Source organism: Polyangium sp. 6x1 (assembly GCF_029946515.1).
GTDB lineage: Bacteria > Myxococcota_A > Polyangia > Polyangiales > Polyangiaceae > Polyangium.
In genome coordinates this window covers 16843-34864 of sequence record NZ_JARZHH010000081.1, presented here as the reverse complement: position 1 = coordinate 34864, position 18022 = coordinate 16843, and the positions used below count along the sequence as shown (strand labels likewise).

The following is an 18022-nucleotide window of genomic DNA, read 5'->3' as shown; positions in this document are numbered from 1 at the left end:
CCTCCGGGTCTACCACATCGCTAAAGGTCCGGGGGTCGATACATCGAGCCGCCCGAAGGCCGCGCCGTCGCGGGCGCGCTCGGATCACGCTTCGTCGACGCCGCGGTCTTTCCCGTCTTCGACGAGGCGGGCAAACCCCGCGCGGACTCCATCGGCGGAGGCGCGGGCGCCTCGGCGGCGCTCGTCGGGGGCACCGGCGTGACGACGACGCTCGGGGTCGTCGCGGTCACGATGGGATCGAGGGGCCGCAGCACCGTTGACGACGCCGCGGGCGCGACGTCGTTTGCTCCCGGAGAACGGAGCCCAAAGAAGGCGCCCGCGCCGAGCGCGACCGCCGCGACCACGACCATGGCGACCCGCGCCGGCCGGAGGGTCCTGCCTCGGTTCTCCTCCGGAGGCACGATCACGGCCGACGCGCTCGCCGAGGATTTCACGTCGGAGACGCTCACGATCGACGCGCGCGGATTCTCGACGCGCGTCGGAACTTGCGCGGCCTGGCCTTCCTCGCCGCTGGTGCTCTTTGCGCGCAATTCGGAGAGCGGGGTGTGGATCCCGAGGGCCCGGACGAACGACGCCACGGCGCGCGGCGTCGCGATTTTCATTCCCATGCCGCGGACGGCGTCGTCGAGGGCTTCGGCGAAATCGGCCGCCGTGGCATGACGAGCATCCGGGTTCTTTTCGAGCCCGCGCATGCACACGGCTTCGAGTGGCTCCGGTACGTCGGGGTTCACCGAGCGCGGCGAGGGCGTCTCGCTCGCCACGACCTTCGCGAGCATCTCGGCCTCGCTGTCGCCACGGATGAGCCGCTTCAGCGCCAGGAGCTCCCAGAGCAAGACGGCGGCTGCGTAGACGTCCGTTCGCCGATCGATCGGCAATCGCCCGGCCTGCTCGGGCGACATGTACGCGATTTTCCCCTTGAGCTGCGAGCCGTGTGTCGTCGAGATCCGCGCCTCGGCCCGCGCCACGCCGAAATCGGTGATCCGCGCGACGCCGTCCACGCCGATGAGGACATTCTGCGGCGAGACGTCGCGGTGCACGAGGTGGAGGGGTTTGCCCTGCGCGTCCGTCAGCTCGTGCGCGGCGTGCAGCCCGGCGAGCATGTCCAGAAACACGCGGAGCGCGATCTCGAGCGGCAGCGTGGCCCCCTGTTTGTGGAGGGCGCGCAGGAGCTGCTGCAAGGAAGCGCCCTCGATGTACTCCATCACGATGAAGACGCCGCGCCCGTCCTGCTGGACGTCGATCGTGCCGACTACGTTCGGGTGACGGATCTGCGCGGCGAGGCGGGCCTCGTCGAGGAACATCCCGACGAACTCGGGCTCGTCGGCGAGGTGCGCGTGCATCGTCTTGACCGCCACGAGCCGCTCGAAGCCGCCCATGCCGAGGGCGCGCCCGAGGTGCACGGTCGCCATGCCGCCCGATGCGATCGACTGCAGGATCTCGTACCGCCCTCCGCGCAGCTCCATCGCCTGCCCCTCAAGGCTCCATGCCCCAGACGCGGGCGCCCTTCGAATAAAGCGTGATGTTCGCCCATTCGGTGAAGGAGACCTTCGTCGGATCGAACGAGTAATCGCCCGTCTGGTTCACGGTCGTGAAATTCTGCGTGTGGAAGCGCACCTGGATCTCGCCGCTGTCGGTGCCGGCGACGAGCACGCCGGCGGCGGCGGCGAACGTCAGCTTGGCATACATGTCGGTCTTCTGGCCGGTGGCCGGGACGAACGTGCCCGACGTATGAATGCAGTCGAACTCGGCGAAATCGCAACCGTAGACGAAGTTCATCCCGCCGTCGGTCGTGAACCAGTAGCGGATCTCGAGGTCGCTCAGCGCCACGTTCTCCTGGGTGTCGTTCACGATCTTGAAATGCGGCTGGATCTGGACGTCGTCGCCCTTCGTATTGGCGTTTCTGTACAGCAAGCGAAGGCTGCCCGTGGGCGCGCCGCCGCCCGCTCCACCCCCGCCCATGCCGCCGGCGCCCATTCCGCCGATCCCCTCGCCCCCCGCGCCGGCGTCGCCGCCCGCGCCGCCCGCGCCGCCGGAGCCAGTCGAGCCGGGCCCGCCGGTCGGCCCGAGCCGCGGATCGTAGCCCTCCCAATCGAAGCTACACGCGCTGACGCTGCTGGCCACCGCGGCGACCGCGGCGACGAAGAGCAGGGGCGGCGAGCCCGGACGACGGTGACGGTTCGAGGCCATTCCCCCTCCTAGAAAGCCAACGTGCAGTGAACGCCGGCGCCCCCCGGCGACATCGTGAAGCCCGCGCCCACGACGGGGCCTTTCGGCGTCGCGATGCCCGTGCCCGAAGGCGAAGGCGGCGCAGCTCCGCGCGCGAAGGGCGGCCCGCCGAGCAAGATCATGAGCCCCCCGCCGACGAGCCCCGCCGCGCCGATCGCGAGGCCGGTATTGGCGGCCGTCGACAGCGCCATGCCGCTGTCGACGACGCTGGCATATTTCAAGTCGGTACAGCGCGTCCCGCCGCACTCTTCTTCGAGCGTCGCGAACCGGCTCCGCGCCATGATCCCCGTGACGCCGAAGACCGCCAGCCCCGCGACGCCGATGCCCGCGACGGCGAACCCCGCCGTCCGCACCACGCCGCCCATTCGAAACTCGTCGCTCGGCGGCTTCGGGGCCACGGGCGGCGGCGCGGGCGGCTCGACCTTCTTCGGCGCGATCTCGGGAAACACGAGCGTGACCCGCTCGCTCGCGCCGGCCTCGACGGCCTTCTCCTGCCGCGCGACGCGCCCGTCCGCGTGCGTCGCCACGACGACGACCGTCCCGGGATCGACCGCGAGGGGAGCGCCGAGCTTGTCCGGCGGCACGCGCGATCCATTGACCGTCACGTCGACGCCCGCGGGCTCCGCGATCTCGAGGACGAGCTTGCCCACCTTCGACTCGAGGAGCGCGACATGCTTCGCGGCGGCGTCGCGTGTCGGCACATATTTCGGCTCGGTCTCCGCGCGCTTCGTGGCCTCGCGCAGCGTCGCCGACATCTCCTCGTAGGCCTCGGCCGTCTTCCCGAGCGCGACGAGACAATTGCCGATCATGATGCGCGCGTTCGGGCTGCCCGACACGTTATAGGCGTGGCGAAAGCCGACGAGCGCTTCGGCAAAGTTGCCTCGATCGAAGGCCTTCTGCGCCGACACGTAGAGGTCCTGCGCGGAGGGCGCGCCCGTCGCCGGCGGCTCGTCGGCGAGCGCGGGCGCCGCGACGCTCACGAGCAGGGCGACCACGAGACACGGGAACACGCGATTGCGGCTGCGGGTCATCGGCCTCTCACCCGTGCGAGCATCGGCGGATCGTGGGCAGGATCCTTCGACCCGCGACAGCGCTCGGTCCCCGGACGCCCCGCAGGGAGGGAGGACGCGGCGGCGCGGGTTGTCACGACGAGGCCGAGGACGCCGTCCACGACGAACGCTCGCCGAAGGTGGACGGTGTTGATCCCCCGGATGCTGCGCTCACGCGCAGCGCCGCGTATGTCTCCCCCGCAACGCCCCATCGTCGGATCGTACGGTACATGAAAGGTCCAGCCGTCGCGACGGCATTGATGGTAAATGATCTTTTTTAACCATGCGGCCAAACGTTGCGCGCAGCGTCAAAAACGACGCCGGGAGCGGGCGCCGCGGCCTTGGGTTCTCCTACGACGAACCAATCTGACGTTTCGGCACCACGTCCTCGCCCCGGATGCCGTCATAGCGGAGATTGCCGCCTTCCTCGGAATCGAAGCGAAGCCGCCCGCCCCCGCGTACGTGCCGCTTCCGCGTCCGCGCCTGCTCCCGTCTTCCGCTTCCGTTTTCGCTTCCGCGCGCGCGGATCTCGCGTTGCTCCCCTTCCAAGCCGACCTCCCCACGCGCCGACCCCTCTCCGCGCCCCTTCCAAGCAGACCCCCGCGCACGCCGACCCCTCTCCGCGCCCCTTCCAAGCAGACCCCCGCGCACGCCGACCTCGCGTTGCGCCCCTTCCAAGCCGACCTCCCCACGCGCCGACCCCTCTCCGCGCCCCTTCCAAGCCGACGTCCCCGCGTGGCGACCCCTCTCCGCGCCCCTTCCAAGCCGACGTCCCCGCACGCGGCTCTCCCTTCGCTCCCCTTCCCAGCCTCCCCCCGCGCGCGCCGACCCCTCTTCGCTCCCCCTCCGAGCCTCGATCCCCACGCGCCGACCCCTCGTCGCCCCCTTTTCGCGGGCACGCCGCCTCCGCTCCCGCTTCCGCTTCCGCTCCCGCTCCCGCTTCCGCTTCCGCTCCCGCCTCCGCTCCCGCCTCCGCTCCCGACGCATCGTCGCCGTTGGTCGTTCAAGCTTCTACGGATTGGGAGCTGCCGGATGGGAGGTGAGCTTCACGGCAGAATCCGCTGCTGGGCCCACGAGAACTGGGCTCGATTGACCTTTGAGGTACTGATCGAAAAACGCAAGCGAGTACTGATTGATCAGTCGATGCGCCTCGAGCGTGGGCAATGACCCCGAAAAAAAGGCGGGGACGCCCGAGGGAAGGTCGGAAAACCCCCCATGGGTTGTGCCTGCGATTTGCACCCGATAACGCGCTCCCTTGGTTGGTTCCGTCGAAGCAGCCCAATGGCTCTCGAGCTGTCCGAAAAATGCATCGAACTCTTTTCGAGTCATGCCGACACGCGCGACGTCTTCGTCCGTCAGGCTTGGGTAATCCGCATTCATGAGCATGAAAGGCTGTGTGGGTCGAGCCTGCTCGACGGAGCCAAAAAGCGCTCCGTCCATGTCCAATGCGGCTTTGAATCGAGGATCCACCGCGTGAACCGCATACGCCGTGGCACCTCCAAACGAATGCCCCGCATACCCCACGTGTTCCAGGTCGAGCCGTCCTTTGAAGCGCTCTTCCGAGGTATTCAGTTTCGTGACTTGGTCCAAGACGAACCGAGCATCCGCCATCCAAACCAGAAGACGCGGCTCGATGGCCTTCAACATGGTGTCCATTCGCTTCATGTCGCCTGCCGGTTCGAACGATGCATGGGTTCCATCACGAAAAACGACATACGCGCCGTCATACGTGTGCGCTATGGAAACCACGACATATCCATGGCTCGCGAGCTGCTCGACTGCAAACGCGTACACCTCGGGGGCCATGGCATAACCGTGAGAAAAGAGCACCACGGGAAACGTTTCGTTTCCAGATGCAAGGGCAACGTCCCGACGGGCATTCGTGCGCACGAGCGCGAGATGGCTCAAGACGAACCCTGGTAGTTTGAAGTCTCGAGCGATCCCTTCTGCATGCGATTTGTCGAGATACAGTTCCTGCGGCGCATCCGAAGGGGCTGCTGGGTACCAGATTTTGACGACCAGGCGACGATGACCCGACGGAGTCTTGGGATGTTCGTCGGTACGCTCGAGGTCGACCCATTCATACGACGTGACGCCGACGGGATACGGACCTGTGGGCGAAGGCGATGAAAACACCGGCAAAAGCGCCGCAAGAAGCCCCGACACGACGATCCCCAACGTACCCAGGACGACCGCGACGATTCGGGGCCAACGTCGACGTTTTGCCGAAGGGGTCTCTTCATGTCGCTTTCGCCACGTCAAAAACGTGGGAATGGCCAAGAGCCCAAGAATCACGTACACGAGGCCAAGCTGCCAACGACTTTTTTCCACGATGGCATGAAGTACGGCAAGAAGAACCGAGCCTGTCCAAAGGCCAAGCAACAGACGTGGACGTGGATTCTTGACGGGCAAAGTGGCCAAGAGCGCGATCAACGTGGCAACCGCGAGGAGCATCTCGAAAAGGCGCATGTCTCTTTGTAGAGCCTTGGGGGTTCGACACGCAAGGACGAGTCTCGACATTCAACGTGGGAAGCGCCGTTCCTCGTAACGTCCTCAGCACGTCAGCCCCGAGTCATGCTGCATGGTGCGGCGCAAGAAGCGCGCGAGAGGCGACCCATTTTCGCCACCTTCCCGCGGCACCTCTGGCCATGCCTGCAGCAGCGCCCGCGCAGCCCGCAAAGCCGGCAGGGCGAGCGGCGGGGCCGGCGTCGCGGACCGCGTTCACGAACCGTCTCCCCTTCCGCAACAGCGATACACAAACAGATCCCTCTTGCCGCTGCCGCTCCCGCTGCCGCTCCCGCTCCCGCTACTCGTTCGGTGCCCAGTGCCCGACGTCTTCGTGCGTGAGGACCTCGCCCACGCGATCGCTGTCCAGGAGGAATCCGAAGGCTCTCTTGGCGTCACCCCGGCTCACGAGGAGCAGCTCGAGATACTCGCGAAAAGGAATGAGCGCCGAGTCGTCGTACTCGTACCTGTCGTACGCCGCCGCCAGGACCGGATCGGGCTGGCCATGGAGCGCGAAGGCCACGTTCACGGTGGGGTAGAACATCTCGAACCCGCGATAGAGGACCGCTTCCGGGTCTGCGAGAGCCGCCTTGTAGGCCTCGAGCATCCCGACGACGCCGGACCCGGCGTTGTTGTTGTTGAAGCTCTCGTCCAGGAAGGCCCGCTTGATCGACGGGATGAGGATGACCCCATCGGGATGCATGGCGTCACCGCTATTGCCCCCATAGAACCAGCCTTCGTCGAAGCTGCCTCCGGACCGCTCGACCTCCTCGCGAACGAGCCGGGCTCGCTCCTCGTACGCCTCGTGGGTTTTACGGATCCACAGGAGCTGAATGCCCCCGCAGGCCTCGTAGAACTCCGTGATCGCCGCCCCCAGCGGGTACCCGAGGGCCCGCTCGACCTCCTCGATCTCCGAGGGGTTCGGCGGACGCACGAGGTAGTGAAGCACCTCGATCGCCGGGTCCCGGCGAAGCTCCTCCACCATGCCGTCGAACCTTGCGATCAGGTCGGATGCCATACCCTATCTTCCGTGTCGTCCAGAGCTTCGTTGAGGTCTCGTGGGAAAGCAATCGTCCCTGGCGCCGACCCGCTCCCACGTCCGCTCCCGCTCCCGCCTTGCCCCCGTCCGTTCGTCCTGCCACTCTGCGCGCCGTGTCCGCCGCGGACGAGCCTCTTCAGCCCGACACGAGCGTCGCCCCCCCTCCCCCGCGCTGGCGCGGCCGCCTCGCCATCTCCCTCCTCTGCGGCCTGGGCCTCGCCTGGGTCCTCTTTCGCGGCGGCCTCCCCCTGCTGCCGCCGGACGGCGCCTTCGACACCCTCCGCCCGTGGACCGTCGTCGCCTACGTCGCCTCCCTCGCCGTCGTCCACTGGTTTCGCGCGGCGCGGTGGCGTCACCTCCTTCGCCCGCTCGGCCGGATCTCCCTGCGTGACGTCATCTCCGTCTCCTGGGTCGGCTTCGGCGCCATCCTCCTCTCGCCCCTCCGCAGCGGCGAGATCGTCCGGCCCTACCTCGTCACCCAGCGCAGCCCGGTCCGCATGTGGGAGGCGACCGGCACCGTCGGCGCCGAGCGCGTCATCGATGGCCTCGCGCTCAGCACCATCCTCTTCATCGGCCTCCGCCGCGCGACGCCGCTCGATCCCCTCCCCGACAAGATCGGCGATCTCGAAGTCCCCGTCGCCGCCGTACCCGGCGCCGCCAACGTGGCGCTTTTCCTCTTCTTCTCGGCCTTCGTCGCGATGGCCGTCTTCTTCTTCGCCCGCGATTTCGCCCGCCGCACGACCCACAAGGTCCTCGGCCTCGTCTCCACGCGCCTCGGCGAGCGCGTCGCCGACATCGTCGACCGCGTCGCGCAGGGAATCCGCTTCTTGCCCTCGCCCCGCCACCTCGTGCCGTTCCTCCTGGAGACGGCCGCGTACTGGGGCGTGAACGCCGCGGGGATCTGGCTGCTCGCGTGGGGATCGGGGCTCTCGGGGATCACGCCGGCCGAGGCGTGCGTCGCGATGGGCTGCATCGGCATCGGGATCCTGGTCCCTTCCGGTCCCGGGTATTTCGGCGCATTCCAGCTCTCCGCGTACATGGCCCTCGCGATGTACTTCCCCGAGCAGGCGCTCAAGGGCACCGGGGCGGCGTTCGTCTTCGTGCTTTATGCGTGCCAGGTGGGATTTCACCTCCTCGGGCTCGGGCTCGGGCTGTGGCTGCTCCGGCGGGCGCCGGAAAGCTGGCCCAAGGCCGAGGCCTTGGGGTAAATGCTGGGGATGCGCCGCCGGCTCTGGGGCATGGCTCTTTGTGCGTCCCTCCTCGGGGGCGTGGTCCTCGTTCCCGCGTTCGAACGCGAGGCGCTCGCGGCCACGGCCTACGAGTCGCCCTACACCTTCGAGCAAACCTGGGGCACCGCGGTCCGCTTGGTCCGCGTGGATCTCGGGCTCGAGATCACGGAGAAGGATCCCGAGCACGGCTACCTGCTCTTCAAGTACACGAGCCCCGAGAGCGGAAAACGCGTGCACGCGGGCTCGATCGAGATCGTGAAGAGCGGCAAGGACGTCGTGCGCGTGTCAGTGCAGCTCGCCACGATGCCGAGCTACCACGAGCGGATGATCGTCGACGCGCTCGCGAAAAAGCTACACGTCGAATACGGCGATCCGCCTCGAAAGCCCGATCCCCCGCCCCCGCCGCCCGAGAACGACGGTACCAAGGACGGCAAGGACAGCCCCACGCCCTGAAGGAACGATGATGCTGACGGTCCACAAATTCGGCCCTGCGTTCGGTTTGCCCGACCTCGGCCCGTTCGTCGTGAAGCTCGAGACCTGGCTGCGCATCGCGGGCATTCCCTACCGCACGGCGCCCGGCGATTTCCGCAAGGCGCCGAAGGGAAAAATCCCCTACGCGTCGGACGGCGACCGGCTGATCCCCGATTCGAGCCAGATCATCGATTACCTCGTGGAAAAACACGGGGACAAACTGAACGACGGCCGCTTCGGCGCGCAGGACAAGGCCCTCGGGCGCGCCATCAAATCGATGTTCGAGTCGGAGCTGTATTTCGTGCTCGTGTACCTGCGCTGGTGGAGCGACGAGGATTTCGCCCGCCTGCGCCCCGCGATCGGGCAAAGCATGGCTTCCGCGGGCGTCCCGCGCTTCGCAGTCTCTCCGCTGCTCGCATTCGCGCAGCGTCAGACGCGCAGCATGCTCAAGGCGCAAGGGATCGGCCGTCACACGCGCGAGGAGGTCTACGCCACAGGCCGCGCGCTCGTGGACGCAGCCGCCGACCTGCTCGGCGACAAACCGTTCTTCCTGGACGACGCGCCCTCGACGCTCGACACGGCAGCATACGGCCAGCTCGCAGAGCTGCTCTTCACGCCGTTCGAAAACCCGGTGAAGGCCCGCGTGCAGGAGAAGGCGAACCTCGTCTCGTTCTGCGAGCGGATCCGGGACACGTACTGGGCAAACGAGCCTGGGGCCTAGTCGGGCTCACCTGGTGGCGTCTCGCTGGGGCGTTGCCCCAGGCCCCAGCAGGGGCTATCCGCCCCTGCACCCGGACCAGCGCCCGCGCTGGACTGAAAGTCGATGAACTGCGCAATGCGCAGTTCATCGAACAGCCGGGTCAAGACCGGCGACGATCTTGTCAATCAAGACAGCAGCGCTGACGTTTCGACGGGCGAGGCGGTCCCACCGGCCTGTGGGAAGAACTGCGCGGAGCGCAGTTCTTCCCCCTGAGGTCCAGGGCTGGCCCTGGTTCGGGTCGAGGGGCGAATAGCCCCCGCGGGGTTCGGGGCAGAGCCCCGGCGCGGCGGCTTGCGATGAGACGCTAGCTCTCCGGGCGCGGCGGCGGGTTCGGCGGAACTGGCCGCGGGTGAAAACGCGCTGCGGCCAACCCGGCTGCTCCGCCGAGCAGGACGCGCGCGGCGAGCTCTGGCTCGAAGAGTGAGCGCGTGGGTTTCAGCATGTAATAGACGGGGGAGACGCGCCGGAGCACTTCGGCGTCGTGGGTCATCGTGCGCAGGATGGAATCGCCGAAGAAGGATGCGAACTTCGACGGCCTTGGCAGGTCACTCTTCGCGCCTGGGAAACGCATGTCGGCGCTCGTCGCGAGGTTCCATGCGTCCTTGATCGCGCGGTGCAGGTTGCCGAAGAAGACACGCTCGAAGCCTGGATCCCCGAGTGAGACGCGCTCCAGTGTGGATTCGAGGACGCGGGCTGAGAGTGCGGCCACGGTCATGCCCTGGCCGTACATCGGGTTGAATGTGCAGACGCTGTCGCTCAGGGCGACGAAGCCCGGCAAGGGGTTTGCGAGTTTGTCGAAGCGGCGCAGGCGATTCTGGTTCGCGCGGCTCGAATAGATGGGCGAGATGGGCCGGCCGAGCTCCGCCATGCGCTGCAAGATGGGAGAGCGCAGCGCGCCGAGCGTCCGGAAGAACCCCTCCTCGTCGCTCGGCGGGTAATGCTTGGCGTACCCGATGAGCGTGATGATCCAGCGGCGCTCCTCGACCGGGAAAAGCACGCCGCCGATGAAATGGTCTTCCGCGGGCGAGGGATCGAGCCAGACCATCTTCCACCAGACATCCGGCGGCAATGCTTCGGGGGCCTCGTACCAGCGGGAGCTATACCCCGAGTGACAATCGACGACCTCCTCGCGCGGGACCTCCGCGCCGAGCGACGCGAGCCACGACGGCGCCTTCGATGAACGGCCGCTCGCGTCGATCACGAGATCCGCCGCGAGCGTGAGGTTCGCCCCGCCGCCCCGCTGCACCGCGTGCACTCCCGCGACCCGCCCGGGTGCGTCCGGATGAACGTACAGGCCCGCTGCCTCGGTCCGCGGGAGGATCTCCACGCGGCCGCCTTCTCGCAGCCGCCGGCGCACGATCGATTCGGTCAGATCCCGCGTCGCGAAATAGACCGTGCAGCCGCTCCGCATCGGCTGCTGCCAGCCGGAGGGCCGCAGGATCGCGCCGTCGTGGGGCACGTCGAGCCCGTGCCCGCCTTTCTCCACGAGCTCCGCGAGGAAGCCCGGGAACAGGCCGTCGAGCTCCTGGGCCCCGCGCGTGACGAGGGCATGCACGTGCCTCGCCTGCGGCACGCCGGCGCGCGCGGCGGGCCCCGCCGGGAGATCGTCGCGATCGAGGACCGTGATCTTCTCGAAGAATCGTTCGAGCACCCGCGCCGCCGAGAGGCCCGACATGCCCGCGCCGATGACGACCGCGTGTTTCTGCATGACCCGCGTCTCGTAGAGCGAGGTCATCGGGCGATCAAGGCCTGGGCGAGGAGATCGGGGCGAGGGACGCCCTGCGCGCCGAGCCACGTGTCGACCTCGGTGATCCGCGCCAGCCCCGCCTCGCCTCCTTCGAGCTCGCCCATGCGCCGCTCGGTCAGGCGCGCGAAGAGCTCCATGTCCGAGCGGCGGAACGAGGAGCGCGAGCGTGCATGGAGGGCGAGGGCGCGATCGACGTCGCCGCGCCGCGCGTGTACGGCCGCGCGAATGCCGAGCGCGCAGGCGTCGGACCAGTGGGACCGCTCCTGATCGAGGCGCTCGGCGCAGGAGAGCGCCTCGCGGACGAGGGGCTCGGGATGCGCGATCTCGCGCGCCCTCGCGAGCGCCGTTCTCGCCTCGAGATCGAGGAGCCGCAGCCGGACCGATTTGGCCGTGCGCGGCATCATGGCCGCGTGAAGGGCGCCCCTCTGCGCGTGCACGTTCGCGTACGCGCGGCTCCCTTCGCCGAGGTAGAGCAGGGCCACGGTGCTCGAATAAAACGCGCCCCAGTGCATCGTGTGGACGCCGCGCGTGCTCCAGCGCGACAGCGCGTGCTTGCTCGACGCGAGAGCCTCCTCAGGCCGGTCTTCGAGGAGCAGGCCCATCGGCGCCATGAGCACGCCGAGCGCGATCTCCATGTACCGATCGCCGAGCGCCTCGGCCTCGCTCCGGCAGCGCGGCAGGAGGTCGAGCAGCGCCCGGACGTCGCCGACGTAGAGGAGCGCCGGCAAGAGCCACCAGGCGTACATCGACGCGATCTCCCAGGCGATGTTGCTGCACGCCTCGCGGAAGAGCGCGATCGTGCGCTCGCAGAGCGCCACGGCCTCGCGGAACTCGTATCCGTTGTGCGCCGCGAGCGCCTTGCCCGCAGAGGACCACGCGAGCGCGTGCGGGTGGCCGATGCGGAGCGCGATCGCCTCGGCCCGCGCCGCGAGATCCCGCGCCTCGGCGATGTTCTGCTCGCCGCCGCCGAGGCCGCGGAGCACGGCCTCCCAGGAGAACGCCCGCGCGATGCGGTACGGCTCGCCGGCTTCTAGCGCGAGCACGAGGTGCCGCGCCTGGAAGTCGGCGCCGCGGATCGCGTCGACGCCGCCGAGCCCGTTGCCGAGCGACCAGCAAAGATCGATGCGATGGAGCACCGCGGGGTCGATCGCGTGCTCGGGTTTTTCGTGGAAATCGTAGCCGCGGAGCCGCTGTTTCACGCGGGCCACGGCGACGTTGACGAACGCACGCCGCGGCGTCGCGGGGTACGGAAGGCCCACGGCCGGCAGGAGCTCCCGCGCCGCGGCGAGGCCTTCGTCCATGTGACCCGCGCGCAAGAAGTGCTCGACGCCCCGCTGCCGCGCCACGAGCGCCGGCCGCGCGTCGAGCTTCGCCGCCGCGGCGAGAAACACGGTCGCCGCCTCGGCCCCGCGCCCGGCCTTCGCCAGCGCATCGGCGAGCCCGAGCTCGAGCGCCCCCACGTCCGCCGGCTCGGCGTGCTCGAGCGCGAGCCGATACAGCGTCGCGGCCCGATCGAACGCGAGCACCCGCTCGGCCCGCTGCGCCGCGCGCTCCATGTAGGCGCGCGCGCGCGCCGGCTCGCCCGCCGTGCGGAAGTGCATGGCGAGCGCCTCCGGATCGGCGTTGCTCATCGTCTCCATGGCCTGGCCGAGCGCGCGGTGACGCTCGCGCAAATCCCCCTCGGCGAGCCCCTGCACCACCGACTCGCGGATCTTGTCGTGGTACGTCTCGACCCGCGCCTCGTCGCGCCCGCCCTTCGCGCGGAGCAGGCCTTCCGCCCGCAGCACGGCGAGCGCGCGGCTGTTCTCCGCGTCCCCGAGCGCCGCGGCTTCCTTGATCAGCACGGGCTCGATCGGCCGTCCCGCTGTGCTCACGATCTCCAGCACGAGCCGCGCCGGCGCCGGCAAGAGCGCCACGCGCGCTGCCACGACCCCGCGCATGTCGAGCCCCTCGCTCGTGTGCCCGGCGAGCATGTACCTCGAGAGCTCCTGCACGAAAAACGGGCTGCCCGCGGCCTCCCGTGCGATGCGCGCCGCCGTCCTTCGCGCCTCCTCGCCGTCCTCGCCGAGGATCGACAGCGCGAGCGCCTCGGCGTCCTCGGTCGCGAGCGGCCCCACGACGACCTCGCGCGCCCCGAGGCCGGGGCTCGGCGCGCGCGCCGAGGGCAAACGCCCGACGAGCTCGCACCCGCGCGCCTCCTCGGTCCGGTAACTCGCGACGAGCAAGAGCTTCGGCGCCGGCGCCGCGAGCAGCGCATCGAGCAGCGCCACGCTGTCCGCGTCGGCCCACTGCAGATCGTCGAGCGAGAGCACCACGGGCCACTCGTCCGCGAGGTTCACGAAGAGCCTGCGCAGGGCCTCGAACGCGCGCCTGCGGAGCTCGTGCGGATCGGGCGCCTCCGGCTCGCTCCCCTCCTCCGCGAGCCTCCCGAGCACCGGGAAGAGGCGCGCGAGCGAGGAAAAACCCGGCGGCAAGAGCGCCCCACGATCGTCGGAGTCGATCTCTCCGAGCAGCCGCGCGAGCGCGTCGATCGCGCCGTCGAACGCCTTGTACGGCACCCACTCGCGCTCGTGGCAGCGGCCTTCGAGCACGAGCGGCGTGCCCTCTTCGGCGAGCACGTCCAGGAAATGCCGCACGAGATCCGATTTGCCCATCCCGGACGTGCCGTGCACGTGCAGCACCACGGGCTGGTTTTCCCGGACGCACGCCTCGAACGCCTCGCGCATCGCCGCGATCTCGCGCGCGCGACCCATGAAGCTCGGCCGCGCGCTGCGCGTCGCGGGCGCCGCGGGCGCCGCGCTCTCCCGCGTGGCCAGGGCGACGACGCGGAAAATGTCCTCGGCCCCTGCGCGCAGCTTCGGGTCGCGCGCGAGCAGGAGCCGCGCGAGCTCCGACAGATCGGCCGGCGCGGAGGGCACGATCTCCCGCGGATCGGGCGGATCGACGAGGTGCTTCGCGTAGAGCAGATCCTCGATGCTCGTCCCTTCGAAGAGGTGCGGCACGATGCCCGTGAGGGCCTCGTAGAGCATCACGCCGACCGAGTACCAGTCCGAGCTCCCGTCCCCCGACGCGCCCGTCGCTTGCTCCGGCGACATGTACGCGGGCGTGCCCACCACGAGCACGCGATCCCGCGCGAGCGACTCGAACGACCCGACGAGCCCGAAGTCGAGGATCTTCACGTGGCCCTCCGACGTCACGAGCACGTTCGAGGGCTTGAGGTCGCGGTGCACGCGGCCCGTGCGGTGGATGGCGGCGACGCCCCTCGCGAGCCCCGCGAGGCTCTGGCGCAGCCGATCCACGTCGAGCTCGCCTTGCGCGTCGGGCTGCTTCAGCGGCGGACGCGCGGGCGTCGAGAGGTCGAAGGGCAGCGTGGCCAGCGCCATCGTCCCGTTCGGCCCCGCGACGGCGGGCAGGTCCATGGTGACGGCGGTCGCGAGCTCGGCGGCCATCGCGCGCTTGGCCGTGGGCAAGGGCGGGAGCGTGATCGCCGACGCGTCGCTTCGCTCCTCGCGGCTCGGGCGAACGTGGCGAAGGAAGCTCACGCCAAGCACGAGCTCCATCGTCAGGTAGAAGCGGCCGTCGTCGAAGAAGAGCTCGTGCAGGCCGACGAGGTTCTCGTGCGCGACGTCGGCGAGCGCGCGGAACTCCTGCTTGAAGGCATAAAGCGCCGCTGGATCCATGGAGAGCAGCGCCTTCAGGGCGACGTCCGAGCCGAGGGATCGATCGAACGCCTCGTACACCACCCCGAAGCCGCCCTGCCCGAGGCAGCGGCGGATCAGGAAGCGCCGGCCGAGCTCCTCGGAGACGGAAGGCAGTTGATTGTCCACGGCCGGAAGCTCCCCTCACCCCGACCCCTCTCCCGACGGGAGAGGAAAGAAGAGGTGCTCTAGCCTCGCTTCAGCGGGGCCGGAGGATCAAGTCGAACGTCGGGAAAAAATCGTTCGATCGCACGGGCGTCCTGCGCCATCGCCCGTCGGCCCCTTTTTCGAGGACCTTTTCGCGCTGATCGTAATTGTACCAGATGCCGCCGAGCGCCACGCGCAGCGTCTTGCCGAGCCCGATCTCGAGTCCGACCTCGGCGCTCGCGTAGAACGGCGAGCGCGCCGGGTGGGGGCTCCGCCCGATCGCATACCCGTTCACCGCGGCGCGGGCCCGCAGCCAATCGAGGAGCGCGTAATCGTAGGCGAGGCCCGTGCGGACCCGGAAGCCGTTCAGCGCCGGCGCGAAGAGCAGCTCGATCGGCGCGTACGTCTCCAGCGGCTTCGCGGGGTTCTCGCCGAGCGAGAGGCCGACCGTCGTCTCGAGCCGCCCCGTCAGGACGCCGCGATCGCCGCCCGAGATCCAGAGCCCCGCCGTCGGCGCGACCACCCAGCCGGGCCGCTGCTCCGACGTCTCCCACGTCGGAAACAGATACCCTTGCGTCAGGCGCATCGCGCCGGTCGGCACGGAGAGCCCGTATTCGCCCGTCACCACGACGCCCTTGCCGAGATGGCCGAGCTCGCCGCGGAACGTGAAGTTCGGCGAGAGCAAGAGCCACGGCACGATCATCGTCGTGACCTCCCAGCCGCCGCCGAGCCCAAGCTCGAGCGGCGACATCAGCCCCCCGGAAAGCTTTCCTTTTTCGAGGACCCGCGCCGTCTCGCGCGCATCCATGGGCTCGGCCTCGGCGAGGGCCGGCGAGAGCAGGGCGAAGAGCCCGATCGCGGCGAAGATCGCTCGTTTCACGGCGTCCCTCCCCCGAGCACCCACGTCCCCACGACGGGCGCGTGATCGCTGAGGAGCAGCGGATCGCTCTTGATCCCTTGCCTCCCCGGCTCCTGGAGCACGTCCGTCGAGCTTGGGGCCCAGGCGTCGGCCTTCGTGACGAAGAGATAATCGAGCGTGCGGTTCCAGAACTGCGGTTGTCCCGTCTCGTCATTGCGCAGCGGCCCGGCCACGGTGTGCGTGAAGAACCGCCGCTGCTCGGCTTCGGTGGCGCCGTAGGCTTCGAGGCTCACCCAGGGGACGTAATCGTCGTAGAACTTCTGCATGATCTCCGGCGTGTACGGGGGCTGTTCGTATTCGGTGCCGATCGAGCTCGGGTGCTCGTCGGGGAAACCAACGAGCTTGAGCGCGGTCGGGGGCAGCTCGTTGAAATCGCCCCCGAGCACGAACGGCAACGTCTCCTTTTTGATCTCGTCGTAGATCTGCTGGATCTGACGGCCTTTCGTGCCGTCGACATCGTAGGCCTCGGTGTGCACCACGTACGCGGCGACGTCCCGGCCCGCGCCCACGTCGATCACGGCGCGCCCGATCATGCGGTGGATGTAGAACTTGGCCGTGATCCCGTCCTGATCGGTGCGATCCTCCTGCCGGATCCGCTCGGCGAACGTGATGGGGTATTTCGAGAAGATCGCGTTGCCGAGGTCCATGCGGCCGACGCCCTCGGAGGGGATGTAGCGGCTGTTCCAGGTCTGGATGTAGGCCGCGTAGTTGAGGCTCGTTCCCTCCAGCATGCCCTGCACCATGTCGTAATAGGCGCTGCGCTTGGAGTTCACCTCGATCTCCTCGGTCATGAGGATATCGGGGTCGTACTCGTTCACGAGGCGGTAGAGGTCGGCCATGTTCTCCACGACCTCCTGCCGCGTCATCTGCACGCGGTCGCCCCAGTAATCGAACCAGAAGTCGATGCGCGCGGCGCCGTATTTCACGTTCCAGGCCATCACCTTGAGCGTGGCAGGCGTGGGATCGGCGGGCGGCACGAGCGTGCTGCGCGTCGTGACCTGGACCTCTTGGCGGACGAAGTCGAGGTCGTCCGCCATCGGCTCGCAGGCCGGGAGCAAGGCGAGGAGCGCCGACGTCGAGAGCGCGAGGGACGCGCGGCGGCGGGTGAGGAGTGCCATGACCGCCCATGCTACCCGCCACGCCCCGAACGTTGAAAGATCCTTACGGGGTGTGCCCCGTCACGGACCTCTGCATGCAGGCCACCTGACCACCATTGAGACCACCCCTGCTCACGGACCCGTTCAGCATGCGCGGAAAAGCTCTGCGGGCCTGCAATTCATTCGAATGATGCGCGCCGGGTTTCGGCTTGACACATACGGCCCCCTCGCATCTCCTTGAAGAATGTCCCGCGCCTCCCTCCTCCTCGCAATCACACCTCTGGCCGCCGCCGCGCTCCTGGTCGCTCCGGACGCATCGGCGACGAACTACTCCCTCTGGATTCACGGCCGAAACACCGGCACGGCGACCCAGGCGGGCAATTACGCCGACTTCTCGTACTGGGGTTCGTCGGGGACCTCGGCCGGCATCAACAAGAAGGCCGTCAACTGGGACGGCAAGAGCCACATCTCCGAGCAGAACTACCGCATCCGCGACGCCCTCGATTGCTACTGTACGGGCGCGAACTGGTGTTACATCGCGGCCCACAGCGCCGGCGACGCCCAGATCGGGTATGCGCTCGACAAATTCGGCGGCTCGACGCGCAGCATCAAGAACGCGAGCCCCGCCTCGAACGGCACGTGCGGCAACGCGGGCGGCACCCAGACGGGCTGGAACATCAAGTGGGTCGACGTCGCGAGCGGCGCCGGCGGCGGCAGCGAGCTCGCGAACATCGGCGCCTGGGCGGTGAGCGACGCGCTCACGGACGACCTGAAGACGGCGACGATGCGCGGCCTCTACGACCACAACCAGACCCGCAGCAAATGGTTTTACATGTTCGCGGGCGCGAAAGGCACGCTCTACTCGGGCACACTGGCCGGTCAGGACGACGAGGCGGTCGGCTACCACTCGACCGGCGGCGTCTCCGTGACGGGCGGCTTCTGCAACGCGGGCGACCTCTTCTGCGACGGCACGCTCACGACGGGCACCGGCGCGACGAGCAACGGCAAGGCGAAATGGTCGTACCACAACGTCGAGCTCGTCGACACGTCCGAGCAGTACAACCATTACGCGAACGGCGCGTGGGCGGGGATCATCGCCCCGGTGCGCACCGACATGGTCAACTTCGCGAAGTAA

13 protein-coding genes are annotated in these 18022 nt (G+C 68.7%); 4 read left to right on the top strand and 9 right to left on the bottom strand.

Translation table 11 applies throughout. From position 1 onward, the window contains the following. Positions 1-20 precede the first annotated feature (20 nt). From QHF85_RS42875 to QHF85_RS42855, 5 genes are all read right to left on the bottom strand, one after another. Positions 21-1463: a serine/threonine-protein kinase gene (locus tag QHF85_RS42875; RefSeq protein WP_281333259.1), complete on the bottom strand. Its 1443-nt coding sequence runs from the start codon at positions 1461-1463 to the stop codon at positions 21-23. 10 nt (positions 1464-1473) lie between these two features. Then, positions 1474-2187 carry a cellulose binding domain-containing protein gene (locus tag QHF85_RS42870; RefSeq protein ID WP_281333258.1) on the bottom strand — a complete coding sequence of 238 codons (714 nt, stop codon included), beginning with the start codon at positions 2185-2187 and terminating at the stop codon, positions 1474-1476. Between the two features lie 8 nt (positions 2188-2195). Continuing rightward, entirely contained in the window at positions 2196-3257 is a 1062-nt protein-coding gene (locus QHF85_RS42865; protein ID WP_281333257.1) for a hypothetical protein, read from the bottom strand. A 1029-nt stretch (positions 3258-4286) separates the two neighbouring features. Further along, positions 4287-5744: a hypothetical protein gene (locus tag QHF85_RS42860; RefSeq protein WP_281333256.1), complete on the bottom strand. Its 1458-nt coding sequence runs from the start codon at positions 5742-5744 to the stop codon at positions 4287-4289. A 337-nt stretch (positions 5745-6081) separates the two neighbouring features. Continuing rightward, complete coding sequence (locus tag QHF85_RS42855) at positions 6082-6798, bottom strand: SMI1/KNR4 family protein (protein ID WP_281333255.1); 717 nt, start codon at positions 6796-6798, stop codon at positions 6082-6084. A gap of 134 nt (positions 6799-6932) precedes the next feature. Here QHF85_RS42855 and QHF85_RS42850 point away from each other — a divergent pair, with 134 nt between their 5' ends. The 3 genes from QHF85_RS42850 to QHF85_RS42840 are packed head-to-tail and all read left to right on the top strand — an operon-like array spanning position 6933 to position 9240. Beyond that, positions 6933-8027 carry a lysylphosphatidylglycerol synthase transmembrane domain-containing protein gene (locus tag QHF85_RS42850; RefSeq protein WP_281333254.1) on the top strand — a complete coding sequence of 365 codons (1095 nt, stop codon included), beginning with the start codon at positions 6933-6935 and terminating at the stop codon, positions 8025-8027. 9 nt (positions 8028-8036) lie between these two features. Then, entirely contained in the window at positions 8037-8501 is a 465-nt protein-coding gene (locus QHF85_RS42845) for a hypothetical protein (protein WP_281333253.1), read from the top strand. Between the two features lie 7 nt (positions 8502-8508). Then, entirely contained in the window at positions 8509-9240 is a 732-nt protein-coding gene (locus QHF85_RS42840; RefSeq protein WP_281333252.1) for a glutathione S-transferase family protein, read from the top strand. Positions 9241-9583: 343 nt separating this feature from the next. Here QHF85_RS42840 and QHF85_RS42835 read toward each other — a convergent pair whose 3' ends face one another. The 4 genes from QHF85_RS42835 to QHF85_RS42820 form a co-directional block, all read right to left on the bottom strand. Next, on the bottom strand, positions 9584-11014 hold the full coding sequence (locus tag QHF85_RS42835) for an FAD-dependent oxidoreductase (protein WP_281333251.1): 1431 nt from the start codon (positions 11012-11014) through the stop codon (positions 9584-9586). Further along, on the bottom strand, positions 11011-14853 hold the full coding sequence (locus tag QHF85_RS42830; protein ID WP_281333250.1) for a serine/threonine-protein kinase: 3843 nt from the start codon (positions 14851-14853) through the stop codon (positions 11011-11013). Before QHF85_RS42830 ends, QHF85_RS42835 begins: the two co-directional genes overlap by 4 nt. A gap of 70 nt (positions 14854-14923) precedes the next feature. After that, a complete protein-coding gene (locus QHF85_RS42825; protein ID WP_281333249.1) occupies positions 14924-15751 on the bottom strand; it encodes a hypothetical protein in 828 nt (275 codons plus the stop codon). Continuing rightward, positions 15748-16908, bottom strand: a complete 1161-nt coding sequence (locus tag QHF85_RS42820; RefSeq protein WP_281333248.1) for an endonuclease/exonuclease/phosphatase family protein — start codon at positions 16906-16908, stop codon at positions 15748-15750. The genes QHF85_RS42825 and QHF85_RS42820 overlap by 4 nt, the downstream gene beginning before the upstream one ends. A 223-nt stretch (positions 16909-17131) precedes the next feature. Here QHF85_RS42820 and QHF85_RS42815 point away from each other — a divergent pair, with 223 nt between their 5' ends. Next, on the top strand, positions 17132-18022 hold the full coding sequence (locus QHF85_RS42815; RefSeq protein WP_281333247.1) for a hypothetical protein: 891 nt from the start codon (positions 17132-17134) through the stop codon (positions 18020-18022).